This is a genomic window from Streptomyces cavernicola (genome assembly GCF_029968035.1).
GTDB classification, from domain to species: Bacteria; Actinomycetota; Actinomycetes; order Streptomycetales; family Streptomycetaceae; genus Streptomyces; species Streptomyces cavernicola.
Window position 1 is genome coordinate 1 of the sequence record NZ_JASCIQ010000006.1, and the last position, 25,910, is coordinate 25,910.

General features: G+C 72.6%; 22 protein-coding genes. 7 read left to right on the forward strand and 15 right to left on the reverse strand.

Going from position 1 to position 25,910, the window contains the following annotated elements; all coding sequences use genetic code 11:
* Positions 1-175: 175 nt before the first annotated feature.
* Positions 176-1,021 carry a class I SAM-dependent methyltransferase gene (locus QIS96_RS07350; RefSeq protein ID WP_282541596.1) on the reverse strand — a complete coding sequence of 282 codons (846 nt, stop codon included), beginning with the start codon at positions 1,019-1,021 and terminating at the stop codon, positions 176-178.
* Positions 1,022-1,160: 139 nt separating this feature from the next.
* On the opposite strand from QIS96_RS07350, the gene QIS96_RS07355 reads away from it, so the two are divergent.
* Entirely contained in the window at positions 1,161-1,751 is a 591-nt protein-coding gene (locus QIS96_RS07355) for a TetR/AcrR family transcriptional regulator (RefSeq protein WP_282541597.1), read from the forward strand.
* A 51-nt stretch (positions 1,752-1,802) separates the two neighbouring features.
* A complete protein-coding gene (locus tag QIS96_RS07360; protein ID WP_282541598.1) occupies positions 1,803-3,059 on the forward strand; it encodes an MFS transporter in 1,257 nt (418 codons plus the stop codon).
* 46 nt (positions 3,060-3,105) lie between these two features.
* Here the strand turns inward: QIS96_RS07360 and QIS96_RS07365 are convergent, their stop codons facing one another.
* The gene (locus QIS96_RS07365; protein ID WP_282541599.1) at positions 3,106-3,828 is read right to left on the reverse strand and encodes a C39 family peptidase; all 723 of its coding nucleotides are present in this window, start codon (positions 3,826-3,828) and stop codon (positions 3,106-3,108) included.
* 191 nt (positions 3,829-4,019) lie between these two features.
* On the opposite strand from QIS96_RS07365, the gene QIS96_RS07370 reads away from it, so the two are divergent.
* On the forward strand, positions 4,020-5,117 hold the full coding sequence (locus QIS96_RS07370; RefSeq protein ID WP_282541600.1) for an ArsR/SmtB family transcription factor: 1,098 nt from the start codon (positions 4,020-4,022) through the stop codon (positions 5,115-5,117).
* A 51-nt stretch (positions 5,118-5,168) separates the two neighbouring features.
* Here QIS96_RS07370 and QIS96_RS07375 read toward each other — a convergent pair whose 3' ends face one another.
* On the reverse strand, positions 5,169-5,612 hold the full coding sequence (locus QIS96_RS07375) for a (2Fe-2S) ferredoxin domain-containing protein (RefSeq protein WP_408907141.1): 444 nt from the start codon (positions 5,610-5,612) through the stop codon (positions 5,169-5,171).
* Positions 5,613-5,888: 276 nt separating this feature from the next.
* On the opposite strand from QIS96_RS07375, the gene QIS96_RS07380 reads away from it, so the two are divergent.
* From QIS96_RS07380 to QIS96_RS07395, 4 genes are all read left to right on the forward strand, one after another.
* On the forward strand, positions 5,889-6,635 hold the full coding sequence (locus QIS96_RS07380) for an HNH endonuclease family protein (RefSeq protein WP_282541601.1): 747 nt from the start codon (positions 5,889-5,891) through the stop codon (positions 6,633-6,635).
* On the forward strand, positions 6,632-6,898 hold the full coding sequence (locus QIS96_RS07385) for a hypothetical protein (protein WP_349017372.1): 267 nt from the start codon (positions 6,632-6,634) through the stop codon (positions 6,896-6,898). Before QIS96_RS07380 ends, QIS96_RS07385 begins: the two co-directional genes overlap by 4 nt.
* A 409-nt stretch (positions 6,899-7,307) precedes the next feature.
* On the forward strand, positions 7,308-7,874 hold the full coding sequence (locus QIS96_RS07390; protein WP_282541602.1) for a PadR family transcriptional regulator: 567 nt from the start codon (positions 7,308-7,310) through the stop codon (positions 7,872-7,874).
* A 48-nt stretch (positions 7,875-7,922) separates the two neighbouring features.
* Positions 7,923-9,647 (forward strand): acyl-CoA dehydrogenase family protein, encoded by a 1,725-nt coding sequence (locus tag QIS96_RS07395; protein ID WP_282541603.1) that lies wholly within the window; start codon positions 7,923-7,925, stop codon positions 9,645-9,647.
* Between the two features lie 161 nt (positions 9,648-9,808).
* Here the strand turns inward: QIS96_RS07395 and QIS96_RS07400 are convergent, their stop codons facing one another.
* The 12 genes from QIS96_RS07400 to QIS96_RS07455 all read right to left on the reverse strand — a co-directional run bounded on the left by QIS96_RS07400 (position 9,809) and on the right by QIS96_RS07455 (position 25,906).
* Complete coding sequence (locus QIS96_RS07400) at positions 9,809-10,741, reverse strand: peptidoglycan-binding protein (protein ID WP_282541604.1); 933 nt, start codon at positions 10,739-10,741, stop codon at positions 9,809-9,811.
* Complete coding sequence (locus tag QIS96_RS07405; protein WP_282541605.1) at positions 10,741-12,306, reverse strand: DUF6519 domain-containing protein; 1,566 nt, start codon at positions 12,304-12,306, stop codon at positions 10,741-10,743. The genes QIS96_RS07400 and QIS96_RS07405 overlap by 1 nt, the downstream gene beginning before the upstream one ends.
* A gap of 100 nt (positions 12,307-12,406) precedes the next feature.
* Positions 12,407-14,563 carry a hypothetical protein gene (locus tag QIS96_RS07410; RefSeq protein WP_282541606.1) on the reverse strand — a complete coding sequence of 719 codons (2,157 nt, stop codon included), beginning with the start codon at positions 14,561-14,563 and terminating at the stop codon, positions 12,407-12,409.
* A gap of 145 nt (positions 14,564-14,708) precedes the next feature.
* Positions 14,709-18,488, reverse strand: coding sequence for a putative baseplate assembly protein (locus tag QIS96_RS07415; protein WP_282541607.1), 3,780 nt, complete (start codon positions 18,486-18,488; stop codon positions 14,709-14,711).
* Positions 18,485-21,655: a putative baseplate assembly protein gene (locus tag QIS96_RS07420; RefSeq protein ID WP_282541608.1), complete on the reverse strand. Its 3,171-nt coding sequence runs from the start codon at positions 21,653-21,655 to the stop codon at positions 18,485-18,487. Before QIS96_RS07420 ends, QIS96_RS07415 begins: the two co-directional genes overlap by 4 nt.
* Complete coding sequence (locus QIS96_RS07425) at positions 21,652-22,050, reverse strand: GPW/gp25 family protein (RefSeq protein WP_282541609.1); 399 nt, start codon at positions 22,048-22,050, stop codon at positions 21,652-21,654. Before QIS96_RS07425 ends, QIS96_RS07420 begins: the two co-directional genes overlap by 4 nt.
* Positions 22,047-22,379 (reverse strand): hypothetical protein, encoded by a 333-nt coding sequence (locus tag QIS96_RS07430; protein WP_282541809.1) that lies wholly within the window; start codon positions 22,377-22,379, stop codon positions 22,047-22,049. Before QIS96_RS07430 ends, QIS96_RS07425 begins: the two co-directional genes overlap by 4 nt.
* Before the next feature lie 28 nt (positions 22,380-22,407).
* Positions 22,408-22,944, reverse strand: a complete 537-nt coding sequence (locus tag QIS96_RS07435) for a phage baseplate assembly protein V (RefSeq protein WP_282541610.1) — start codon at positions 22,942-22,944, stop codon at positions 22,408-22,410.
* 48 nt (positions 22,945-22,992) lie between these two features.
* Entirely contained in the window at positions 22,993-24,132 is a 1,140-nt protein-coding gene (locus QIS96_RS07440) for a hypothetical protein (protein WP_282541611.1), read from the reverse strand.
* The gene (locus tag QIS96_RS07445; RefSeq protein ID WP_408907142.1) at positions 24,125-24,511 is read right to left on the reverse strand and encodes a hypothetical protein; all 387 of its coding nucleotides are present in this window, start codon (positions 24,509-24,511) and stop codon (positions 24,125-24,127) included. The genes QIS96_RS07440 and QIS96_RS07445 overlap by 8 nt, the downstream gene beginning before the upstream one ends.
* Positions 24,512-24,521: 10 nt before the next feature.
* Positions 24,522-25,208, reverse strand: a complete 687-nt coding sequence (locus QIS96_RS07450; RefSeq protein ID WP_282541612.1) for a hypothetical protein — start codon at positions 25,206-25,208, stop codon at positions 24,522-24,524.
* A complete protein-coding gene (locus QIS96_RS07455) occupies positions 25,205-25,906 on the reverse strand; it encodes a hypothetical protein (RefSeq protein ID WP_282541613.1) in 702 nt (233 codons plus the stop codon). Before QIS96_RS07455 ends, QIS96_RS07450 begins: the two co-directional genes overlap by 4 nt.
* Positions 25,907-25,910 lie beyond the last annotated feature (4 nt).

Below are 25,910 nucleotides of genomic sequence, written 5' to 3' on the forward strand. Positions count from 1 at the left end.
TAGGCCCTGTCTTCAATCTCCCGCCTGCCCCGCGACGCCCGGCACGCACGCTCGCCGCGTTGCGGAAATGCCCTAGTAGCTCCGCTACGAGACCATTCCCGCGCCTTGCGATCGCACGCACCGGACGCCGCGGGGCCCGCCCGTCGGGCGGACGACGGGAGATTGAAGACAGGGCCTAGGGATGCACGGCCGTCACCAGCCATGCGGTGCTGGGCAGGCTGACCCCGTCGCGCTCCTCGTACGCCGTCAGATGCTCGATGAGCGCGGCACGCGCGCGCCCGGCCGTCTCGGCGGAGACCTGGCCGGTCAGCTGGCGTCCGGGGCCGGTCGCGAGCAGGAAGTCCGCCGCGTCCTCGGCGTCCCGCCCCCAGATCCCGGACGCCTCCACATGCTCGGTGTCGACGTCGGTGAAGCCGGCCTCGGAGAGCACCGCGCGGACCCGGTCCGGCTCGGAGAAGGCGAACATGCCGGGCCGGCCCGGCTGTCCGAAGTCGCCGATCGGCAGGTACTCGCGCAGCGTCAGCATGGCGGCCAGCCAGCCGTTGCCCTCGGGCTCGGCCGGGCAGACGAACGCGAGCCGGCCGCCGGAGCGCAGGGCGCCCCCGATGTTGGCGAACGCGGCGACCGGGTCGGCGAAGAACATCACCCCGTACCGGCTGATCGCCGCGTCGAAGGCGCCGGGCGAGAAGGGGTGGACCTGGGCGTCGGCCCGTTCGAACGTCACGTTGTCCAGGCCCTCGCGCGCCGCACTCGACCGGGCCCGGTCGAGCATCGGGGCCGACAGGTCGATCCCGAGGACCCGGCCGCCCGACCCGGCCCGCCGCGCCGCGAGCCGTGAGGTCTGCCCGGCCCCGCAGCCGATGTCGAGGACCCGGCCGGCGGGCCCGAACCCGGCCGCGTCGAGCAGGGGTTGGTTGAAGCCGGAGTTGACCGCGTCCCAACGGTCCTGGTTGTCCGCCCAGTACGCACCCTCGGGGCCGTTCCAGGACTGTTCCTGCTCGGTGTTGACGACGTCACGCATCTGTTGCCTCCTGCTGGGGCCGGTGCCGGCGAACCTATGATGGGCGTACGCCCAAACAGTATGGGCAAGCGCCCAAACTCTCAACGTCCTTTGAGAGAGCGGGTGTTGACCGGTCGCGAAAAGAAGGTGGGGTGGTCCTGTGGCGCCGCGAGGAGTGGCGATACCGGATGCGCGGGAGCGGCTCTTCGCCGCCGCGGAGCGAGTGCTCGAACGGGACGGGCCCGGCGCGCTGACCAGCAGGGCGGTCACCGACGAGGCGGGCTGCTCCAAGGGGCTGCTGCACACCCACTTCGCCGGGCTCGACGCGTTCGTCGCCGAACTGTGCCTCGACCGCTTCGCCCGCGCCGCACACCAGGCCTCCGAACTCCCGGCGCGCGCGGGCGAGGGTGCCGTGGCCGCGACGCTCGGCTCGGTCGCGCTCGCCCTGCTCCGGTCCGGCGGCCCGACGATCTCGGCGCTCGCCCTCTCCCGCCCGGCGGCCACCCTGCGGGTGCGGCAGGCCCTGGAGTCCGGTGCGCCCGGCTTCGACGCGATCGAGGCGGCGATCGCCGCGTACCTCGACGCCGAGCAGCGGCTCGGCCGGATCGCGCCGACGCTCGACACCGCTGCCGCCGCCCTCGCCGTCGTCGGCGCCGTGCACCACCTCCTGATGACCGCCCACCCCGGCGGCCCGGACCCGCAGGAGCGGATCGAGCGCCTGGTGGAACTGCTCGTATCGCAGGCCGAGTAAGGCTGACGGGGAGGAGTGTACGTTCGTACGCCTGGCTTGTAGGGTCGCCGTATGACTGCCGACGTCGACGTACGGGACCGGCCCGCGCAGGCCGTGCGGCGGGCGCGGGCCGCCGTCGCCGTGCTGTTCTTCACCAACGGGGCGCTGTTCGCGAACCTGTTGCCGAGATATCCGCAGATCAAGGCAGACCTCGGTCTGGCCAACGCGCAGTACGGGCTCGCGGTCGCCGCCTTCCCGGTCGGCGCCGTCGTGGCCGGGCTCGCGGCCGGGGCGCTCATCCGCAGGTTCGGCTCGGCGCGCGTGGCCGTCCTCGGCACACTGCTCACCGGCGCGGGCGTGCTCGCCGCAGGCTCCGCGGACACGGCCGTCCTGTTCGCGGGCGGACTGTTCCTGGCCGGGGCGATGGACGCGATCGTCGACGTCGGCCAGAACGCCCAGGGCCTGCAGGTGCAGCGCCGCTACGGCCGCTCGATCATCAACTCCCTGCACGCCGTCTGGTCCATCGGCGCCGTCACCGGCGGGGCGATGGCCGCGGGCGCGATGGCCGTCGGCCTGTCCCGTACCGCCCATCTGACGGCCTCGGCGGTGCTGCTCGGCCTCGCGGCCTGCGTCGCACTGCCGTACTGCCTGCCGGGGGCGGGCGGTACGCCGGGAGCGGACGGCGCGCCGGAACAGGGCTGCGGGGAGGGCGAGTTGGCGGCATCGGGCGGCGGCGAAGGGGGCCGGGAGGTGCGGCCGCGTCCGGCGGGCCGGTTGCCGACCTGGTGCGTCCTCGCCGCATTCGTCCTCATCGCCACCGCGGGCACGCTCGTCGAGGACGCGGGGAACTCCTGGGCCGCCGTGTACCTCGCCGACGCGCTCGGCGCCTCCGCGACCCTCGCCGCCGCCGGCTTCATCGCCCTCGTGGGCGCGCAGTTCGTCGGCCGGATCCTCGGCGACCGGCTCGTGGACCGGTTCGGGCAGCGGGCCGTGGTCCGTGCCGGCGGGCTGCTCGCCGCGGCCGGCATGGGGCTCGCCCTCGCCGTGCCGACCGTCTGGGGCACCGTGCTCGGCTTCGCCGCCGCCGGGTTCGGGGTGGCGACGACGGTGCCCGCCGCCCTGCACGAAGCCGACGAACTGCCCGGCCTCAGGCCGGGCACGGGCCTCACCGTCGTCTCCTGGCTGATGCGGCTCGGCTTCCTGGTCTCGCCGCCCGCCGTCGGAGCGGTCGCCGACGCGACGTCGCTGCGCGCGGGCCTCCTCGTCGTACCGCTCGCCGGGCTGCTCGCACTCGGCCTCGCCGGAGTGCTGCGGCCCCGGCAGCCGTGAGGGACGGCGCCGGGGCCGCGCGGGGGCGCGCAGGTACGGGCCGAGGTCAGGCCGCGTAGCCCTTCGGCGGTATCAGGGAGGCGAGTTGGGCGAACGACAGCCAGTAGATCTGGTTGCCGCCGAACGACGCCGGGTCGGCGATGAGCACCGTGCCCTGCACGTCGTCGTAGCCGATCACCGTGAAGTAGTGGTAGACGGTCTGGTCCGACGGGTAGCCGGGCGGCTGGTTGCCGGGCGGGGCCACGATGTTCGCCACGATCGGATAGCCGTGGTCGACGTCCGCGACGATGTCGCTCCACAGCAGGTCCTTCTGGGCCTGCGTCGGCGGGTCGTCCGGCATCTCCCGCGTCACGTACCGGCCCGCGTCCACCCGGGAGTTGAGGACCTGCGTCACCTGGCTGATGTGCCCCGTGCCCCACTCCGTGGTGCCCAGCTCGGCGGCGAGCGTCGCCTGGTCCGGGACGGCCACGCGGGCCGAGAGGGCGATCCGGGTCGCGGCGGGCCCGCACCAGTAGCCGGTCTCCTGCACCTGGTAGTCGACCTCGACGGTCCGCACGTTCGAGGTGCGCACGGGCTCCACGTGCATCCGCGTGCCGGGTTCGTTCCGCCCGCTCACCAGGGCGGTGCCGGCCCGCGTGGAGTGCCCGGCGGCCGTGACCGAGGTGGGCGCGGGCCGGTCCTGCGCACCGGCCGGGCTGATCAGCGCGGCGAGCACGGCACTCGCGGCGAGGCCGGTCGTCAGGACGGACGGGACGAGTCGTCTGCGCATCAGGGCTCCTGGAGGGTTGTCCGAGTGGGGGGTGCGCCCGTACGGGGGTGGGGCGTTCGTGCTCGCCGCCCCGTGTACTCGCGTACGGAGACGGGGCGCATCGGATGCTAGGGAGACCTCGGCGCGGGCGGGCCACGGGAGTTCGAGCTGAACCGAAATCCCCTTGTGGCAAAGGGAGTTACTCTCCTCGCATGGCGGGGGCGCTGCGTATCCACTTCAGCGACCGGGACTTCCGGTACGTGCAACTGGCGAGGACGGCCGACCCGATGTGGGAGGCGTTCCTCGGGCTCCATGTGCTCAACACACCTCCCGGCTGCCTGCCCGCCCGCCTCCACCCCTGGCGCCGGCGCGCGGCGCAGCGGCTGCGGCAGGGCGAACTCCGTACGACCTGCCGCATGTTGCTGGACCTGGCGCCCGTCGACGCCTCCTACTTCCCCGACTTCCTGACCCCCGCCGAGTCCGAGGAGGGCCTCACCGAAGCGGTACGGGCGCTGCGCGCCACCCCCGCGTCCCGCCTGGCCAGGGAGTTGCGCGAGGCGGCACGGCACCGGCCGCTGCCCGCCTGGACCCGCAGGCTCGCCGCCGGCGACCGGGCCCTGCTCGACCGGGTCGCGGACGCGGTCCTACGGTTCCACACCGAGGTGATCGCCCCGGACTGGAGCGAGATCGAGGCCTTCGTCGCCGCCGGCCGGGAGGAGCGGGACGCGGCCCTCGACGGCGGCGTCGTCGGCGTCCTGGCCACGCTCGTGCCGTTCGTGTGGCGGGACCCGGTGCTCAGCGCGCCCTACCCGGTCGACGCCGAACTGCATCTGCGCGGCCGCGGCGTACGGCTCGTCCCGTCGTACTTCTGCTACAACGTGCCGATCGCCATCGCCGACCCCAACCTGCCGCCCGTGGTGGTGTATCCGGCCGCCGGACACGAGCGGCTCGGCGGGCGCGAGCGGACCTTCGCGGGCGACGAGGCCCACGGGCACGGGCGGGCTCTCGTGGGTGGGCGGCCCTCCGGCGCCCGGTCCGGCGCGTCCGATGGCTCCGGAGTACGGCACGCGGGTGCGTTGGCGGCGCTGCTCGGCGCGGGCCGTTGCCGGGTGCTCGGCGCGCTGACCGTCACGCACACCACGGGCGCGGTCGCCGCCCGCCTCGGCATGCCCGCCTCCACGGTCAGCGGCCACCTGAAGGTGCTGCGGGACGCGGGCCTTGTGGCGAGCGAACGGAAGGGGACGCATGTGCTGCACCGCCTGACAGGCCGGGGGCGACACCTCTTGGACGGTCACCTCCCGGACGGTTGACCCGACCGACCGACTGATCGTTTGACCGGCCCGCTGCGCGCGCGGTGTTCCTCAGCGGCGCGTGCGCGCGGCCTTCGCCTCCCGGGGCGGCGGCACGAACTGCAACTCCAACGCGGCCGGGGGAGCGGCCACTCCGGGGCCTCCGGCCGTGACCCAGGCGATCAGCTCCTCCGTGCAGTCGTCGCCCATGGCGAAGCCGATCCAGGTCGCCTTGCCGCCCGCCTGCCGACCGGCCGTCGACGGCTGTACGACGATGACGTTGGCCTGGTCGCAGGGCCCGAGGCAGTCCGAGACGCGCACGGCGACCCGGCCGCCCGAGTCGGCGGCGGCCGCGTGCAGCCGGTCGAGCTGCCAGTCGTGGTCGATGCGCGGGTACTTGCGCGGGTTGCCGCAGCAGCAGCCCCGGCACACGACCAGGGTGCACGGCCGGGCGGCCGCCGCACCGACCCGGAACCTCGGCCCGGAACCGCCCAGGGGCGCCGAACGGCCGTTCACAGTGCGCCCCTCACGGGCAGGCCGGGGCTCGCCTGCGCGGCGGCGGTGAGTGCGTCGGTCATCGGGGTCGTGCTCCTTCGGCGGCGGATTCCGTCCCCCTGATCTCATCAGAGCCCGCCGCGCCGCCGACCGGCGGGTCGGGCCGTGCGCGGCACGGGGGACGACACGGGGGACAAGTCGACCGCGTGAGCGGAGAGTTGCCGCCCGTTGGCGGAGCCCGGCCCGTGGATAGGCTGCGGCGCGACGGGGTTCGGGGTCGAGAGGAGTGCGGGTCTCATGGGACGTCAGCAGTGGTGGGGGCGGGGCCTGGCGGTCCTTGCGGTGCTCGCCGTGGCCGGGTGCTCGCCGACGGGCGGCACCGCCGCGCCGGACGCGACCGACGGCAAACCGTCCGCGAGCAGCAGCGCTTCCGACGGCGGTACGGACACGGACACGGGTGCGGGCGGCGGTGGAGGCGAGGAGGCCGGGACGTTGCCGGGCGTGCCGACCGTCGAACAGGCCCGTACGCAGCTCGCCGCTCTGAAGGTCGCGCCGCAGGGCTCGATGAGCGGCTACAGCCGGGAGAAGTTCCCGCACTGGTCCGAGCAGGGCGAGAACTGCGACACCCGCGAGGTCGTCCTGGAGCGCGACGGCACCGACGTACGGCGGAACGACGAGTGCCGGGCCGTGTCGGGGAGCTGGGAGAGCGTCTACGACGACGAGGAGTTCACCGACTCCTCCGACCTGGACATCGACCACATGGTGCCGCTCGCCAACGCCTGGCGCTCCGGTGCGGACGACTGGACGCAGACCCGGCGCGAGGAGTTCGCCAACGACCTCACGCACCCGCAGCTGATCGCCGTCTCCGCCTCGTCCAACCGCTCCAAGGGCGACCAGGGCCCGGACGAGTGGCAGCCGCCGGCCAAGACGTACTGGTGCGTGTACGGGCGGGCCTGGGTCTCCGTGAAGACGACGTACGAGCTGACCGTGACCGAGGCGGAGAAGAGCGAGCTCGACGAGATGCTGGGGACCTGCGGGGCGTGAGCGGGCGGCGACTCGTGGCGGATGTGCAGGCCGGGCCCGGCGGGGTCATGACCGACGAAGTCGGCGTGGTGACGGGGGAGTTGACGGTCGCTGTCGAGGAGCTGCCGGGCGGGGCGGTGGGCGTGACCGTGCAGTACGTCGGGGCGGAGGAGTGGTACACGGTGAGTGGGAGCCCGGTCCCTGCGGGGGGTTTGCTTGCGGGGGTGTTTGAGGAGGTGGTCGCTCGGGTGCGGCGTGGTGGCGGAGCGACGGTGTCGGGCTAGGGCTTCTTTCTTCCCCTCCCCGCCCCTTCCCGAAAGTCCTGCGGACAGCTTCGGGGCATCGCCCCTACCCCCTTGCCCGGGGCTGCCGCCCCTGGACCCCGCATCGGGGCTTCGCCCCGGACCCCGGTTGTTCTTTGGCTGCCCGCTTCGTCGTGGCTGGTCGCGCAGTTCCCCGCGCCCCTGTCGGGGCACGTACAGCTGCCCAAATTCAGCCCCTCCGGCGTTTGAGATGGGGGTCCCCCTGCTCGAGCGCAGCCGAGAGCTTGGGGGAGGGGGTCCGGGGGCTGGCCCCCGAAGCGCCGCAGGCTTTCGGGAAGGGGCGGGGTGGGGGAGACGCCGGGGGTGAGGCGTGTCTCACCCGGGCCGCACCCGCTTGCTTATGCAACAAGTTGCATAGCAAGATCCCCGCATGGCGATCGAGCACGCGATCCTCGTGTCCCTTCTCGAACAGCCGGGCTCCGGCTACGAGCTGGCCCGGCGGTTCGAGCGATCCATCGGATACTTCTGGACCGCCACCCACCAGCAGATCTACCGCGCGCTCAAGCGGATGGAGACCGACGGCTGGGTCGACGTCCGTGAGGTCCCGCAGCGCGGGCGGCCGGACAAGAAGGAGTACTCCGTCGCCGACCTCGGACGGGCCGCGCTCACCAGCTGGCTGCACGACCCGATCGAGCCCGAGAGCGTGCGGCACGACCTCGCCGTGAAGATCAGGGGCGCCGCCTTCGACGACCCGAGCGCCCTGATCCGCGAGGTCGACCGGCACCGGCAGGCGCACACCGACCGCCTCGCCCGCTATCTCGCCGGTGAGGAACGGGACTTCGCGGACCGCACCGACGGCGGCCCCTACGGCCCGGCCCACGCCGAGCGGGAGCTGCAGCACGCCGTGCTGCGCGGCGGCATCGCGTACGAACGCATGATGATCGCCTGGCTCGACGACGTGCTCGCCACCCTGCACCGCTTTCGCCCCGAGCGCTGAAGCACCACTTTCAACCCCCGCCCCCCACCTGCGAAAGGCGGCACCCTCATGGCCGACCAGCTCCTCTTCAACCCGCACACCTACGACCCGGCGCACTTCGACCCCGAGACGCGGCGGTTGCTGCGCGCCACCGTCGACTGGTTCGAGGCGCGCGGCAAGCGGCGGCTGATCGAGGACTACCGCGACCGTGCCTGGCTCGCCGACTTCCTCGCCTTCGCCGCCGAGGAGGGCCTCTTCGCGACCTTCCTGACGCCCGCCGCCGACGCCGGGGACGGCGAGTCGGACAAGCGCTGGGACACCGCCCGGATCGCCGCACTCAACGAGATCCTCGGCTTCTACGGCCTCGACTACTGGTACGCCTGGCAGGTCACCATCCTCGGCCTCGGCCCGGTCTGGCAGAGCGACAACGCCGCCGCCCGCGCCCGCGCCGCCGGGCTCCTCGCGGACGGCGAGGTGTTCGCGTTCGGCCTGTCCGAGAAGACACACGGCGCGGACATCTACAACACCGACATGCTGCTCACCCCCGACGGCGAGGGCGGCTTCCGCGCCACCGGCTCCAAGTACTACATCGGCAACGGCAACGAGGCCGGCCTCGTCTCCGTCTTCGGCCGCCGCACCGACGTCGAGGGACCCGAGGGCTACGTCTTCTTCGCCGCCGACAGCCGCCACGACGCGTACCACCTGGTGAAGAACGTCGTCGACTCGTCGAAGTTCGTGAGCGAGTTCCGCCTTGAGGACTACCCGGTCGCCGCCGCGGACGTTCTGCACACCGGCCGCGCCGCCTTCGACGCCGCCCTGAACACCGTGAACGTCGGCAAGTTCAACCTGTGCACCGCGTCCATCGGCATCTGCGAGCACGCCATGTACGAGGCCGTCACGCACGCCCGGAACCGCATCCTGTACGGCCGCCCCGTCACCGCTTTCCCGCATGTGCGGCGGGAGTTGGCCGACGCGTACGTCCGGCTCGTCGGCATGAAGCTGTTCAGCGACCGCGCTGTCGACTACTTCCGCACCGCGGGCCCCGACGACCGCCGCTACCTCCTCTTCAACCCGATGACGAAGATGAAGGTGACCACCGAGGGCGAGAAGGTCGTCGACCTCATGTGGGACGTCATCGCCGCCAAGGGCTTCGAGAAGGACAACTACTTCGCCCAGGCCGCCGTCGAGATCCGCGGCCTGCCGAAGCTCGAAGGCACCGTGCACGTCAACCTCGCGCTGATCCTCAAGTTCATGCGCAACCACCTCCTCGACCCCGCCGAGTACCCCGCCGTCCCCACCCGCCTGGACGCGGCCGACGACGACTTCCTGTTCCGCCAGGGACCCGCCCGCGGCCTCGGCTCGGTCCGGTTCCACGACTGGCGGCCCGCCTTCGACGCCTACACGCACCTGCCCAACGTCGCCCGCTTCCGCGAACAGACCGACGCGCTCTGCGAGTTCGTGCGCACCGCCGCGCCCGACGAGGCGCAGAGCCGCGACCTCGACCTGCTGCTCGCCGTCGGCCAGCTCTTCGCGCTCGTCGTGCACGCCCAACTCGTCCTGGAGCAAGCCGCGTTGACAGAACTCGACGCCGACGTCCTGGACGAGCTGTTCGCCGTCCTCGTACGGGACTTCTCCGCGCACGCCGTCGAGCTGCACGGCAAGGACTCCGCCACCGAGGCGCAGCAGACCTGGGCGCTCGGCGCGGTCCGCCGCCCGGTTGTCGACGAGGGTCGCTCGGGCCGCGTGTGGGAGCGGGTGGAGGCGCTTTCGGGGGCGTACGAGATGAAGCCGTAGCCCGGCTTGGGCCGTGTGGAACGGCATGCCCCGTTCCACACGGCCCACTTGTTTCTCCCCGCCCCGCCCCTTCCCGGAAGCCTGCGGCGCTTCGGGGGCCAGCCCCCGGACCCCTGCTCCTCAAACGCCGGAGGGGCTGGATTTGGCGGAGGGGCTGAATTTCAGGACTTGGACTTGGGCACCCTCAAGAGGTCCCAGCTGACCTTGCCCGGGATGCCGTCCGCGTCCTTGCCCTTGAAGCGCAGGTGCTGCTGCCAGGCCTGGTACGACTTGCGGTCCGCGTCCGTCCACTCGGGGCTCGGGCCCACGTCGTAGCGGCCGCAGCCCTCCTCGACCAGACGCCTGCCCATCGCCTCGATCACCGGGTGCACCTGGCCCACGTGGAAGAAGCCGCTGCCGGGGAACTCCGCGTGGCCCGCGGGCTGTTCGGGCTTCGGGCGGGGCTTAGGCTGCGGGTCCTCCGGCTTCGGCTGCGGCTTCGGCATCGGGTCCTTGCCGCCCCCGCCGCGCAGCCGCTCCGCGATGCGCTTGCGCATGCCGTCCATGGTGAAGCCGCGCGGGTCGACCTTGCCGGGCTGCCACTCCTTGTGGCCGATCACCGAGCGCTCGGTCCAGCCGTGCGCCCGGCAGATCGCCGCCGACACCCGCTCGATGGCCTCCTTCTGCGCGGCCGGCCACTCGTCCTTGCCGTTGCCGAGGTTCACGCACTCGAAGCCGTAGAAGTGCCGGTTGCCGTCCGTGTCCGTCGAGTTGTCCGCGGGCAGCCGCCGCTCGTCCACGACCGCGCTCAGCACGTCCCGGTCGCCGAGGCCCGCGTGGTTGGCGCGGCCGTTGCCGACCAGGTGCACCTCGCCCTTCTTGTCGATAACGCCGTGGCACAGCGGGCCCGGCAGGCCCGCCCGGCCCTCGTAGCAGAGGTTCACCGAGCCCTCGGTGCCCGACGACGCCGTGTGGTGGATCATCACGCCGTTCACCGGACCCCACGGGCCCTTCGTGTTCCGGTTGTGGCGGCGCCAGTTGCGCACCTCGTGGACCGTGAGGCCCTCCGCGCGCAGAATCTCCACCAGCTTCCCCGCCGACAGCGGCTTGGCCATCACAGCCCCCCTTCGTCGACGATCGCCTCCGCGGCCGCCGTCGTCTCCGACCTGCTCATCCCGGACGGCGCGGCGTTCTCCGCCGCGTATTCCTCGTCCCGTGCCCGCGCCTCCGCCGCCAGGTCCGCCTCGCTCGCGTGCGGGATGGAGCGGGTCGCGAGCGCGCTGAACGCGAGCCGCAGGTCCACCGGCTCCTGCTCGCCCTTGACAAGGGCGAGCGGCGCGTAGTGCCGCACGATGCCCGCCGGGCGGGCGAGCAGCGGCTTGCGGGCCGCGTTCACCGGCCACTCCACGTCACCGGTCGCCGTGCGCGCCGCGACCGTCCAGTAGTCGCCTGCGCGGTAGCGGCCGCCCTTCTCGAAGTACACCTCCGCCCCGTCCTCCAGGGGCAGCCACACACCCTCCTCGACCTTGACCGCGCCGCCCCGAAGGGCTGCCGTACGGCCCTTGCGGCGCACGCCCTCGCGGTGGTCCCAGCGGCGCAGGAACGGGTGCAGCTCCGGGCGGCGCCCCACCCGCGGGTCCGGCTCGCCCGACAGACGCACCCGGCGCCCCGGCAGGTCCAGCTCCTCCACCCGGAGCAGCGGCAGCGGCTCCAGGCGCGACACGTACGCGGTGTCCCCGAACTCGACCAGGTCGCCGACGTCCAGGTCCAGCTTGTCGTCCTGGCCGAGCGAGGCCAACTCGACCCAGGTCCCGTCGAGTTCCTCCACCGGGAAGACGACGGAGCCGTTCTCCCGCGACCACTTGAAGGTGGCCTCGTCCGCCGCGCCCGCCTGGTGGATCTCGACCCGGTACAGCTGGTTCTCCGGGCCCCGGTAGCGCGCCTCGGGCTTCACCAGGCACGGGTCCTCGTCCGCGTGCTCGGGCCGCTGCGCGCGCGCCGCGAACCGGGCCGTCGACGCCTGCTCCCGCGCCCACTTGTCGAACGCGGAGCGCACCTCGGCCGGGTCGGCGCCGTCCGGGTCGTCCAGGTCGAGCTGCGAGGCGGGCAGCGGCAGGGCCTGCCACACGACCTTCGCGCGCGCCGCCGTGTCCACGAGCGTCGCCCCGAGCGCCACCTCGCGCAGCGCCGGGTCCTCGACGGCCGTCACCGCCCGCTCCCACACCTGCAGGTACATCACGTACGGGTACGTGGTGGGCAGCCGGTCGCCGGGCCGCTCCGGGTCGCGGTACGCGTCGGGCTGGTCCCAGTAGTGCCACACGGTCGGGCCCGCCGGGGCCTCCTCGTCGTCGTCGGCCGAGTCGCCCTCGTCCGGTACGGCGTCCCCGTCGGCGGGCCGGTCGGCCTCGCAGAGGATGCCGTCGACGTAGTAGCGGCCGCCGTGGATCTCCAGGTCCTCGATCTCCCGGTTGTCGCCCGGGAAGTGGATGTGGAAGCCCGCGTTCTCGCGCGGCCCGCCGTGCCGCCCGATCAGGTCGGCGGCGAGCGTGCGCGCCTGGTGGAGCTGGATGGCGGCCTGCTCGTTGGCGTCGGCGTCCAGCTGCACGCGGCCCTGCTGGGCGAGGACCGCGGAGTAGTGCCGGCCGGGCCGGAACGTCGAGCGGGAGAGGTCAGCGTGCATGAAGGGGGTCCCCCTGGTTCAGGAATGTGCGGTTCAGCAAGTCGGTGGCAGGGCACGAGAGTTGAGGCGCGTCCCGCGCGCATGGGGTGGTCACGTCACGTCATGTCACGAAGAAGATCCCGGCGTCCGCTCCCGCGGGCACGTACTCGGCGAGCCGGGCGCGCAGGCTGTCCTCCCGCTGCGGCCGGTACAGCTCGTGGAACGTGCCGAGTTCGGCCCCGTCGTCCGCGCCGCGCCGGATCTCGGGCGCGCAGCGGTCCGCCAACTGCCCGTACCAGGGCGTCCCGTACCGCTCCGACACGAACAGCGGGCGCACCCGCGACGCCGCCTCCGGGGACGGGCCCGCCAGGTCCGGTTGGCAGCGGTGCCTGCGCGGGGTGCGGGAGCCCGGCGGGACGTACGAGTAGCGGACGCAGCCGACGCCGCGCCGGGCCACGTGCACGCGACCGGTGAAGATCGCGTTCTCGGCGATCTCCACGGCGTGCGTGTGCACCTCGCCGATCACCGTCGAGCGGTGCAGGTGCAGGACCGCGTGCGCGTGGCGGCAGTCCGGGGCGGAGATGGCCTCGCGGTCGCTGCCGGTGGCGTCCAGGACGCTGTCGCGGATGTGGATGTCGAGCGGGTCCTCGGACACCTCGTCGCCGATCACCTCGATCGTGCCGAGGATGCTGTCCTCGACCTGCAGACAGGCCGTTGTCCGCTCCAGGACGATGCTCGGCTCCTCCGGCGAGTGCGGGTCGCACTCCGGCTCAAGTGACCATCCCGGTACGAGAGTTGAATGCCTGACCACGACCGCGTCGACCGGGCCCGTGACGTTGATGCCGCGTCCGGCGACGAGCAGCCCGTCGAGTGTGACCCGCGGCCGCTCGCCGGGTGCGCAGTCCTCGTCGAGGCCGCGGATGTTCAGCGCGTCCGGCCGGTTGCTGTACCAGTCGAGCAGCCGGATCACCGGCCGCGCGCCCTCGGCCGCCCGCAGCTCGAACCGGTCGCCCGGGTCCAGGTCGAAGTCCAGCTGTTCCTGGTAGGCGCCGCTGTGCGTGATCTCCACGATCCCCTCGGGCCCGCACCGCCCGGCCCTGCGGTCGTGCTGCCAGGCCCGGAAGGCGTCCATGATCCGCTGGTACGGCTCGTCCGGGCCGACCCGGTAGAACTCCGCGTCCGGCCGCTCGGGCCGCGTGCGCTCGTACTCGCCGCCGCCCATGTCCGCCCCGTACGCGTAGTGGTAGTCCACCCACACGCCCTGCCGGGGCGCGGAGCGCGAGCCGAACGCGATCCGGCCCAGCTCCGGGTCGACCGCCACCTGGCCGCGCTTCGGCCGGTAGCGCCAGTCCGACAGGTCCGCGACGACGATGTCCGACATCGGCACCGGCCGGTCCTCGCCGTCGCGCCGGATCACGAAACTCTTGCCGGGCCCGTAGTAGTCGGCGAGCCGGTCATGCAGCTGGCGGCGGCGGATGAACGCGGGCACGTTGTCGACCGTCGCGATATGCGTTGCGGAGGGCTCCGGCACCGGCTTCGTCACGAGCGGGCTGTCGTTGCCGAGGATCGAGAACGTGTACAGGTTGCGGGCCCGGTCGATGCAGTACGCGGGCGACTGCGTCAGTGCGTACGCCTTCAGCCGCCACACGAAGAGCGCCACCCCGGCCGGACCCGAACTCCCTTGCCTGCGCGCCGAGTTCGCGCGGCGCACGTCGACCGTGCGGGCCGTCGACCCGAACGGACCGCCCGCCAGGTCGAGTTCGGCCCCTTCGCGTACGTCGACGAGGCGGCCGCGCGTCGTCCGGTGCGGCGCGCCGTCCGCGAGGAGCTTCACCGGCTGCTGGTGCGCCACGAGCCGGGACAGCTCCACGGCCCGCGCCGGCCACGCCGCGACCTGCTCGGAGATCTCCTCCAGGAGGTGCAGCGTGCCCTTGCGGCGGCGGTGCGCGACCGTCGCCGCCACGTCCGCGCGCGGCGCGAGCGCCTGCGCGAGGGCCGCCGGGCTCGACCCCTTGAGGCCCGTCGTCAGGACCCGCTCGTAGCCGGGCAGCGTGCGGTGCCCCACCAGGTCGCCGATGTACGGCAGAACCCAGGGCGCCGCCGTCTCCACGAACAGGTCCTCGTAGCCCTGCTCCACGCCGTCCCGCACCCGGTCCAGCTGCTCCGCCATCACCGCGAGCAGCGCCCGCAGCGGCGCTGCTTCTTCGGTGTCACCGGCATCCCGAAGCCGATGCCACTGCGGAAGCAGCTCCGCGAGCGAGTCCGGTTCCCTGGACATCAGTTGACCTCCTGTACGAACTGCGTGGGTCGGGGGCGGCGCGAGGGCAAATCCAGCCCGTCTGGGGGCACCTCCCGGCCGAAGGCTGGGGGAGATTGAGGACGAGCCCGGAGGGCGATCTGCGGTGAGCGGGTCAAGGGCGCCATCACTTGACCTCCGTAAGGACCACCGTGTCCGCCGCGCGGGGCGAGAGCAGCGCCAGTTGGGCGGGGCGGATCCCGCGGAACACGAACACCGTGCGGCCCTTCTCCAGACGCCGCGTGTCGACGATGTCGGGGTTGAGGCGCAGGAGCTCGGCGAGCGGCAATCCGTACCGTGCGCAGACCGAGGACAGCGTCTCGCCGCCCTCCTCGCGCACCGTGTGGACCCGCTCGTCGTACGTCGCCGTGCGCGCCGGAACCGCCGCGCGCGGCTCGCCCGGGTCGCGGACGATCTCCAGGAGCTCGGCGGGCGTCGCCGAGGCGGGGACGCCCGTGAACACGTCCACGTCCACGTAGTCCACGCCCGGCACCGAGTGCGCCGTCGCGAGGACCTCCGAGAGCGCGGCCGGACGCCCCAACTCCCGCCCCTCGAAGCCGAGTCGGCGAAGGAGAGCCTGCCGAAGCCGGGGCTCCACGACCGACCAGGTGTGGTCGGGTGCCACCTTCACGCGCGCGGCGAGCAGCAGCAGCACCAGCTCCCGTACGTCCACGCGCACCGCGAGCCGCGGGTCCCCGTACTCCGCGAGGGACGACCTGAGCGCCCGCAGCACGTCGGCGTCCTCGGCGATGGGCACGTCGTCCGTGCCTGCCACCGTGACGTGCAGGAGCCGCCGCCGGCCGTCGTACAGCTCGCGCGCGGAGGCGCGGCCGATGCCCGCGCGGGAGCGCGCGAAGTCCTCGTAGTCGACGGGGGAGACGAGCCGGTCGAGCGCCGCCACCGCGAGCGGCACCGTCCGGCGGGTCAGGCCGGGCCCGTCCGCGTCCGAACCGCCCGTCGCGGACACCGGGTTGGTGACCGCGGTGACGCCGAGCGGCCGCGTCACCGCCTGCGTGATCCGGTCCGCCGGGACGTTCGCGGCCCGGCCGGTGCCGAAGCGGTAGCGGGCCCGCACGTTCTCGTGCCCGCTGGGCAGCCGCGCCCCGTGCACACCGTCCCCGAACGTCACCGTCGTACGGCCGTCCGCGGTGGACCCGCTGATGTAGACGCGCTCGCGCGGCCCGCGCCCCGCCAGGCTGTCGACCTCGTGCCACAGCACCCCGTCGACCCGCACCTCCAACACCGGTGTCGCACCGAGGGGGTTGTCGGCGGCGAGCCACGTCAGCGGCGACTGCCAGAGCGCGAACGTCTGGTTCGTACGGTCCGAGTCGCCGCTGCCGATCGGCTCGTCGCGGCCCTCGCCGTGCGTCGCCGCCACCACGTTGCCGAGGACCTTCACGGTCTCGCGGCGGTAGCGGTACGCCAGGTCCGTGGTCAGCCTGAGCCGCGTGTGCGGCGCGCCGCCAGGCGGCACGGCGTCGGCCACCGCCTCCGCCTTGTCGAGGACGACGACCTCGGTGGCCTCCACCCCCGTCGCGCCGGGCACGTCGCTGCGCTCACCGGACACGATGAGCGTACGGCCGGGCTGCAACCCCTCGTACAGCGCGGCGAGTTCGAGCTCGTTGCCGTGCACGTCCTCGCCGAGCGGCTCGTCCGCCATCCGCAGGGCCTCGCCGGCCGCGTGCACCGTGGTGTCCCGGATGTGCGAGAGCAGCACGTCGAACTCGTCCAGCCACGGGTCGGCGAGCACCAGCTCCGTGCCGCGCCCGGTGATCCCGTAGTTGGTGTACGCGGCCGTGCGCACCGCCTTGACCTGCGTCGTCACGAAGGACAGCTTCGGGTCGCCGGGGATGCCGCCGTCCTTCGGGTCCTTGCCCTTGCGCGGCCGCTCGATCGCCACCCAACTGCCGACCGTGATCCGGTCGTACACCGAGTCGAGCTGCAGCACGTTCCGGTTCAGCGGCTCCGGCTTCGAGGCGATCACCACCTCCACATGGGAGGGCGAGCCGCCCACCGTGTACGACACCGCCACCTCGTACTCGCCGTGCGTGAACTGCCGGGACTCGCCGGGGCGCAGCGCGACCTCGCGCGGCTCGCCGTTGTGCACGATCACCTGCACGTTGCCCTCGTCGTCGGGCCGGGACACGAACAGGCCGCGCTCCGGAAGCCCCGCGAGCAGCCGGGCCGTGACCCCGGGCTCCTGCGAGTCGGTCGGACGCCGGCCGAGCCAGCTCAGCTCCCGGTCCTGCCCGGCCCGCGCCGACAGCTGCACCCGGCCGGGGCCGAGCGGGAACTCCACCGGCTGCGCGCCGATCAGGTTCTCCGACCGCTGGTCCGCGCCCGCACCCTCGACGTACTGGAACTCCGCCTTCTCCGGCACCTTCCCGGACGTGTCGAAGACGACCCGCACGGACGCCAGGACGGCCCCGGTCAGCGGCCAGTCCGCGGTGCGCACCACCCGGCCCCGGTCGTCCTGCACCGGCTTCAGCGGCGCGGTCGCACCGAACGGCGTGGCCCGCGCCCGCATCGCCAGGGTCGCGCGCAGCAGTTGCTGTCCTCCGCCGGGCGCCTTCACACCCCGCCAGGCCCGCTGCAACGGCCCCGTCAGTTCGGGGTGCAGGGCGGCGAGCAGCCGTACGGGATCGGCGCCGGGCTTGCCGACTCCCGTACTGCGCACCCGTGTTGACGCCTTGCTGCTCAGGGCGGGCAGCAGCTGCCCGAGTGCGGCGAGAGGGTCGCCCGCCTCGCCTGTCGCCGTCGCCTCGACCGGTCCCGGGGACTCCTCCTCGCCCACCGGCTGTGCGGGCGCCAACTCCAGGGCACGCTCGGCGAGTTCGGCGAGCACCGCCTCCAGCTGCTCGAACCACGCCGCGACGTCCTCGTACGCCGCGGCGAGCACCTGTGCCTCGCCGAGCCGCTCGACCGGGCCCGCGAGCCGGGCCGCGAACCGCTCGGGCGTGCCCGCCGACGGCAGGGTCTCCCGCAGGGGTGCGAGCACCTGCTCGTCGAAGTCCTCGATGTACCGGCTGATCGGGCGCGGGTTGGGCACCTCAGGTGTCGGGGGCTCCTCGCCCGGCTCGCCGGGGCCCTCCGGCGCGGCGATCCAGCGCTGCGCCTCGTCGACCAGCTCGCCCAGGCTCGGCGGGGCCGAGCGGGGCAGGGCGAGCGCCGTCACGTCGTCGTCCCGGTCGACACGCACCCGCGCCACCGGCAGCAACTTCCGTTCCCCGCCCGCCTGTTCACCGAAGACGAAGAGCAGCTTGTCGCCGGTCTGCAGCTGGGTCGAGGTGCCTTCCACGAACAGCTCGGCTCGACGCTGCAGGTCCTCCGGGGTGATGAGCGTGGGCCGCCGGCGGCGCACCTTCAGCTCGTTCCAGTCCCAGCGCGCCGTGAGGTCCTCGGCGGTCTCGAAGGTCTGCGCGTCCTCCTCGGCCGACGCGGGCACGCTGTGGCTGCGCGCCCCGCGCGGGACGAGCACCTGCAGCGACTCGGCCCGCGGATCGCGGTCCAGGCGGTACGCGAGATGCGTGGACGCGGCGACACCGGGGCGCGGCCGGTGCCCGACCAGACGCCCGAGCAGCACGAGCGAGCGGTGCTCGTTCGCGGTCCGCAGATAGGCCTCGTCGGCGATCCGCTCCGAGTGGAACGTGAGCAGGTCGCCGAGGACCGCCGTCGCGTCGAGCAGCCCGACCGCCGGGTCGTCCGGGGTCCGGACGGTGAGCCCGGCGAGCGCCGGATAGGCGGGCGAGGCGAGCCGGTCCACCTGCGCAGCCAGGAACGAACCGTACGTCCCCACTCGGTAGTTGAGGGCCGTACGCCCTGGCGGGTTGTGCGGGGCGACGGGGGCCCGCCGCTCGTCGTGACCGCCGGCGGCGCACGCGCCGCCGCAGGAGCATGCGTCGCTCATCGGGCACCCCCCAGGGTGATCTCCAGGAGGCCGTTCTCCGGCCGGTCCGGGTCGTTGTCACACGTGGCGATCTCCAGCGGGCCGAGCCGCAGCACGCCGTCCTCCCTCTCTCCGCGCTCCTCGTGGAACAGCCGCTTGAGCCGCGTCACCTGCACGCTCTCCACCCCCGGCACCGCGGCGGCCACCGCCACCAGGCGGCTGAGCCGCACCGGCTCGCCGAACGTCAACGCGTCCGGGTGGAAGAAGCCGAGCCTCCCGCCGGGCAGGCGTCCCGTGCCGAGCACGCGGTACAGCTCGGCGAGGATCTGCCCGTGCTGGTGCCCCGGCAGCGCGCACACCGTGAGCGCGATGTCGAGCGGCACCGTCCGGGCCGGGCCCACCACCAGGTCGTGTCCGATCCGCCGGTATGCCTCCAGGGAGTGCGCCACCGCGTCGAGCAGCTCCGGGGACGGTGTGCCGGTGCCGTGTGCGTCGACCGCGACGTGCGCCTCCTGCACACTGCCCGTCCAGCGGATCTCGGCGGCCGCCCGCTGCACTCCGGGCAGGCCCGCCGCGAGCGCCGCGTAGTCCTCGGCGGTGACGGCACGCAGCCGGGTACGCCGCAGGTCGAGCGGCGCCAACTGCCGTACCTGCTCCAGGGGTTCGGGCTCGACGCCGCCGGTCGCGGGCAGCGGGTTGCGCACCCCCGCCACCGGTACGGGCGCACCCGCGGCCTCGTCGTCCGGGTCGCGGCAGATCACCAGGTGGTTGATGGCCTCCGCGCCGACGTTGCCGCCGGTGCCGCCGCCGAGCCGGTAGCGCAGCTCCAGGCGCGCGCCCGGCGCGGGCCGCGCCCCGTGCACCCCGTCGCCGAAGCGCAGCGCGAGCCGGCCGTCGTCCTCCAGCTCGCCCACGAAGTGCCGGTCCCGAGGCCCCGAGTCGAGCAGATCGCGGCGCGGCTCCCACACGTGCTCCCCGTCATGCACCCGTACGGCGGGCAGCGCACGCCGCGGGTCCTGATCGAGGGCGGCGCCCGCAGAGCCGCGAAGGACCGGCTCGTCCGGGTGCAGGCCCGCCGCGTACGCCGGGCCCCAACTGTGGGCGATCTCCCAGGCGATGTGCCCGTCCAGCACCGTGCCCGCACGCGCCCGCGCCGTGAGCACTTCCAGACGGCGCCGCTTCTGCGCCAGCAACTGGTCCTCCCGGTGAAGGAGTTCACGCAGCGCCCGTACGGGATGGGCGCGCAGCTCGAAGCGCTCGACGACCTTCAGGCCGAACACCACGGTCAGCTCGTCGATCTCCTCGTCACCGAGCCCGTCGCAGTCCCGGGCGCTGCGCCACAGCTCCACCAGGCGCTGCCGCACCCGGCCCGGGATCGCCGCCAGCCGGTCCGCCTGACCGGCCGCCACCAGGGCCGGGTCCGGGTACGGGCCGACCTGCGCGACGGGGGAGCGGGACAGGCGCGGCCGGAAGCGCGGCACGATCCCCGGGTACACGGACTGCGCGAGCAGCGTCCTGAGTGCCGCCGCCTGCGCGTACGCCGTGCCCGGCACCACCCGCTCCTCGCGCGTGCCCGCCCGCTCCAGGCCGATCCCGGCCCGCGTGACGGCCGCGTCGCCGACGACGGCGAACAGCTCGCGCACCTCGTCGGCCGTCAGCTGACTGCCGCAATCCGCCTTGTCCGTAAGGGAGTTGACGAGCCGTCCGGGCGCGTTGCCCTCCTCGCGGTCCACGCACCCGAAGACGGGCGGCGCGCAGTCCCCGGCGACCGCCGGATCGTGCGGGGCCGTCACGGTCTCCGCGAGTCCGTCACCGCACCAGCCGAGCGTCCGGCCGTGGTCGACGAGCACCACATTGCCGCGCGCCAGCGTCACGTCCTCGACCGGCTCGCAGTTCCGCCCGCCGAGCGCCGTGAGCCGCAGCGGGAAGCGCAGCGCGTCCTCGGCCGCCCAGGTCACCTCCAGGACCGGCTGGTCCTCGACCCGGTCGAGCCCCGGCGTGACGGACGTAAGACGCACCACCTGCCGCCGGCTCGGATCGGCGTCGCCCGGCGTGCCCGTACGCGCCCCCTTGACCTCCTCCAGGATCAGCAAGTCACCGGGAACCAGGTCGAGTTGACGTGCGGCACACGTCTCCGGGTCCTGCCAGGCGTCCCGCAGCGTCGCCGCCGTGGCGCCCTTCGGCAGCGCGCACACGTCGCCGCCCCACGTCCACAGGCGGATCGCGTTGTGCGCCGCCCGCAGCCGCAGCGGCTCGTCCGCCGCCACCGGCTCGAACACCTCGACCGAGCCCCGCTCGTCCAGGTCCGTCAGGTCGCCGTCGTCGACGACGGTGCCCGGCTCCGGCCGGTCGTGCGGGTCGAGCGAGCGCACGTCCACTGACGCGAAGCGGTACGTCCCCGGCAGGAGCGTGTGCTCGCCGACGGTCTCCACGGCCACGTACGCCCGCGCCGCCTGCCCGTCGTGCATCGCGTAGTCGATGAGCCGCACATGCCGCCGTACGGAGACCCGCCGCCTGGCCGTGTCCAGATACGCCTCGGTCGCGACGGCGTCCTGCTGGTAACTGATCTGGTCACCCGTGTACGCGAGCAACTCGACCAGCGTCATGCCGAGGTCCGCCGGGTTGCGCTCCACCCAGTCGGGGGTGGTGAGGGCGAGCCGGTCGAGGAGCAGCTTGCGGATGGTGTCGTAGTCGCGGGCGGTGTAGTCGACGACGGGCGCGGCGGGGAACTCCGGCTCGTCCCGCGTCTCGTCCCGGCAGTCGAAGGGTGTCGGACAGTCCGGCCGAAAGCTGAACTCCGCGCTGTGGTACCGCTGTTCGAACCCGCGGAACGGCACGTCACCCGGCCGCCCGTACGGATCGGTCTCCACGATCGACAGCCGGTACCGGGACGTGTCCCCGGCCCGGTCGACCGTCACGTACAGCCGGTCGTCGAGCTCGGGGTCCTCCTCCCGCTCGACGCTGATGTCCACGGCCTGGACGTCCGTGATCCGCCGGCCCCCGTCGATCCGCACGTTCTCGGCGCACAGCCCGTGCGGGGCCTTGCCGAGGAACGTGACGGTCAGGACCAACCCGTCGTCGCTCACCTCGACCGCGTCGACCCCGTTCAGCTGTGCCGCCCGGATCCGCGCCCGGCGGCTCGTGCCGGAGTGGTCGCCGGCCGCGTGGTCGGTGGTTGCGCTGGTCACGCCGCGGCCCTCCCCTCGAAGACCTCGTCCCGCACGGTCCCGGTGGCCCGTACGGCATACGCCAGACCCACCCGTACGACGTTCTCCTCACCGGACACGTCCAAGGCCTCCACCTCGATCAACTCGCCCAGCCAGCGCTGCAGCGACGCCTGCACGGACAGCTCCAACGTGCTGGTCAACTCCGGGCTGTTGGGCGCGAAGACCAGATCGAGCAGACCGCACCCGAAGTCCGGCCGCATGACCCGCTCGCCGGGGCTGGTGAACAGCACCTGCTCGATCAGATCGCGTACGTGCGCGTCATGGTCCGCGTGCGCGGTCCGCCCGCGCCGGTCCACGCGGAACGGAAACGCCCAGTCACTGCGCACACGGGTACGGGCCTGGCCTCGGGCGCTCATCGGACGCTCACCTCTCGCTGCGCACTGTGGACTACGGGCGGCCCCTGCGGCACCGACGCCGCCGTGAAGCACTGCGCCGCCGAGGTGTCGAGCAGCACCGGAGCGCCGTCGATGGTCACGCCGCTCGACCCGGCGTCCCAGCGCACCGCGACGCACGGCGACGGCACGCCGTCGACGGTGTGCGGGCAGCCGGTGACCGTGAAGGGGTGCGCGGCGGTGGCGACGGGCGCGCCGTCGATGCGCACGGCCGCGCGCTCTGTCGCCGCTGCGGCCCGCCCGCCGTGCGGACAGCTGACCACCGCACCCGCACTGAGCAGATTCCCGGATATCCCGGACACGTCTCTTCGTCCCCCGTCTCTATCGCTTCGCAGCGACGCTGAACTGACCGTTGTTGACTCGGACTTCGTTTCCCTCGAGGGTGATCTCCGCCCCGGCCCCATTGGCGATCACCACGGTCTCCTCGGTGATCCGGATGTACGCGCCGTTCTTGGCCTGCAGCAGAATCCCCTCGTCGGGACCCGCCGGATCACTCATCACGATCTTGTGCTCGCCGGGCGTCTGCACGACCACGGGCTTCACCTGCGAGTCCGGCTGCACGAGCCGCCGCGCGTCGTCCGGCAACTCGTCCTGCTCCCCGTACCAACACCCCGTCCAGATCGGGAAGCTGGGATCCCCCTGCTCGAACTCCACCCACACCCCGGCCCCCGGCGACGGCACCACGAACTGCCCCGCCTGCGGCCCGGTGAACGGCAGACACGGCAACGCCCAGGTCGACGGCTCGTCCCCGAGCACGTCCGGAACCTCGACGGTGACCCGGCCGATGTGCAGCGGATCGTTGTTGTCGACGACTCGGCCGCGGAACTTGCCGAGGTAGCGGTTGCTGGGTGCGGCCATGCTGTGCTGCTCCTGGTGTGTGCGGTGTCTCTGTCTGCGTCTGCTGGTCTACGGCCGTACGTAGGCGCTGCGCGCCTCCAAGCCCTCCCGGCTGAGGGTGAAGTTCTGCTGGAAGGACCCGGGCCGCAGGACATGCGTCACGGACTTCACGAAGTAGTCCCCGTCGTACGCCCGCCCGGACCCGCGCACCCCGACGAGCTGCCGCGGCTGCAGCAGATACCCGTGCCGGTTGACGTCGAGCGAACCGGACCCGGAGATCACGTCGGCGGAGGTGGCGGCACGGGCGAGAAGCTCGGCTTCGGCCTGCTCGGGCTGGAACTTGGCGGTCCCGGACAGCCTGCGCTGCTTCAACGCCGGCGTCGGCCGCCTGCCGAGCGGCGGGCGCAGCGGGCTGATGGACGGCTGCGGGAGCGGAGTGGACTGCCGGGTGCTCGGATCCTGCCAGCGCGCCTGCGGCTCCTCGCGGGCGGTCCCGTCGTACGCGAACGTCAGCTGGTCGACGGTCGAGTTGGCGTCCATGTTCACGTTCAGCGCGTGCTGCCGGATGCCGACGCGCACCTCGGGACCCCAACGGGCGGACGACTGGCCAGGGTTGGGCCCGGGTTCGAGATAGAACACATACCCATTGGCCTTGGCCAGCTCATTGATGTACTGCAGATCGGTGCTGGTCTGGTAGTGCACGCGCAGGTTCTCGCGGGGCGGCTGGGAGACCTTCTCGGCGTAGACGTCGGGCCGGATGCCGTAACCGGAGTACCGGCGCAGGATGTTGAGAACCCGCTGCGAGGGCGGCAGATTCGGGTACTTGTCGGTCCGCTCCTGCAGATCCATGGCGAGGCTGAGGTCTTCGCCGGTGACGGTGAGGGTGGAGTGCCCGGGTTGGTTGCTGGCCCCGACCTCCTGCCGCACGATCAGCCCGTCGAAGAGCACTTCGGGGGTGCCGCGCACGGTGACGGTGATGATGAGGCGGGTTTTGGGGTCGAAGAAGCCTTGGGGGAGGAGGGTGCGGCTGATCAACCCGTTCTTGGTCAGGTCGAAGGCGAGCTGGAATCCGCTCCGCTCCCCGGCGGTGGCGGTGATCTGAGCGGAGAGCAGCGCCTCCGCGACCTCGGCGGGCACGGGGCGGGCGAGCTGGGGCCCCATGTGCAGGGTGATGTGAACGGGGCCGCGCCCGACGGGGAGTTCAGCCACGGCTGTCCCCTCGGGGGAAGTGCCCGGCGAGAGGTATGTCGACCTGGCGTCCGGGCTCCTCGGTCAACTCCCGTGGATCGAGTACGGGGTTGGCATCGGCGATCTGCCACCACTGGCTCGGGTCCCCGAAATACCGCTGCCCGAGGAGGTCGGGCCGCTCACCGGTACTGACGGTGTGCGTCTGGGTGTCGCCGTCGGCGGTCTCCTCGATGGGCGGCAGCAACCGCCGCTTGGCGTACCGGACTTCGGTCCCGTCCGGCAGCCGGTGCACACCGATCTCGGCGTCGTGGTAGCGGCTGGTACGGGGGTAGGGGTGCGCCCCGGGTATCGCGTCGAGGGCGCTCTCGTAGGGCTCGATGCCGTCGATGTTGCTGCTCATGTGGTGTCCGTCAGCTCCTTCCTGCGCCTATGTGCCCGGAGTTGAGCCCGAGGGTCCCGAGCCCCGCCGTCCGTGCGGCCCCGGCGAGGCGCTCCTTCTGCGCGAGGTGCGCGTAGTACAGCTCGGCGCCCCGGTGCCCCATGGGCAGATCGCTGACGGTGAGCACCTTCAACCCGATACTGAGACTCGCTCTGATCGGGTTGAGGTTGACGTCGAACGCCGATTCGTTGATGGACAGTTCGGTCAGCCGCACGGGCATGACGCGCTTGCTCCCCCAGGTGAAGAGGGTGAGCGGCATCTCGATCGGACTGATCTCGATGGTCCCCTTCTTCGACTGCCGGCTGGCCTCGCGGAGCTGGGCGGGCGTCGGCTGCACGAGCATTTCAAGCACGGCGAGTTGGGGGTGGATCCCATCGGGCGCGGCGATCTCGAACTGATCGGTGGCGTCGATCTCGGCGGTGAACTTCCAGGTCTCGGCGGCGGGTCCCTTGAGGCGCAGGGCCTCGTTCCGGTCGCCGCTGCCGGCCCCACCCCCGCCGGAGTCGCCACCGCTGCCCGCGGTTTGAGGGGAGAGGCTCCGCTCCAGGGTGTCGGGGTTGAACTGGAGGACTATGACGCGCTGGGGCGTGCCGAGTTCGGGATCGACGAGCACTATTCCGGAGCGGATGGGTTTGGGGATGTTGGCGTAGCGGGTCACAGGCGCTCCTGGAGGCGGGACTGGAGGTCCGTGTAGTCGTGGTCAGGGAAGAGCCGGGGGAAGACCTCAAGCATTTCCTTGAGGCCTTCAACGAGGGGAACGAATCCGAGACCGCAGTGATCCGGCCGGCAGTACAGGTATTGCCAGCCGATGACGCCCTTGGTGACCAACAGTGCTTCCAGATAGCCCGGGTAGTCCAGATCCATCGGCATGGCACCCTGGCGCATGTCGAAGAACCACACCTCGGGATCCGTCGCGCCCGGGGTGGCACGTAGGAGGGCCATGCGGCCAGAACCGGTTTGGGGCGTGTCGTCGAAGTAGCGCAGTTCGCTGTAGAGGGCGCGCTCCCAGTCGTCCTCGCCTTTCCAGGTCTTGTCCATTCGCTTGTTGACCAGCGCAGCCATGATGTGAATGAGTCTGAACTCGCCGACGAGCTTTGAATCGGCGCGCCGGGATCGCCAGGCCGCCTCCACTTGTCCGTAACGGAAGAAGTATTCCTGAAACCGTCGACTGAGTGGCAGATCTTTGTTCTTCGCGAGACTCTCGAACACGCTCTGAGCATCGTCGAGGGCATAGGGGACTTCGCCACGTTGGGCTCGGTGTACGTCGATCTCGGCGGCCTCTCTGATCTCCTGGAGGGCCTTGGCGCAATGCGCCTCGAATGGATACCGAAATTCGGAATCATCATTGTCTGTCATGGCA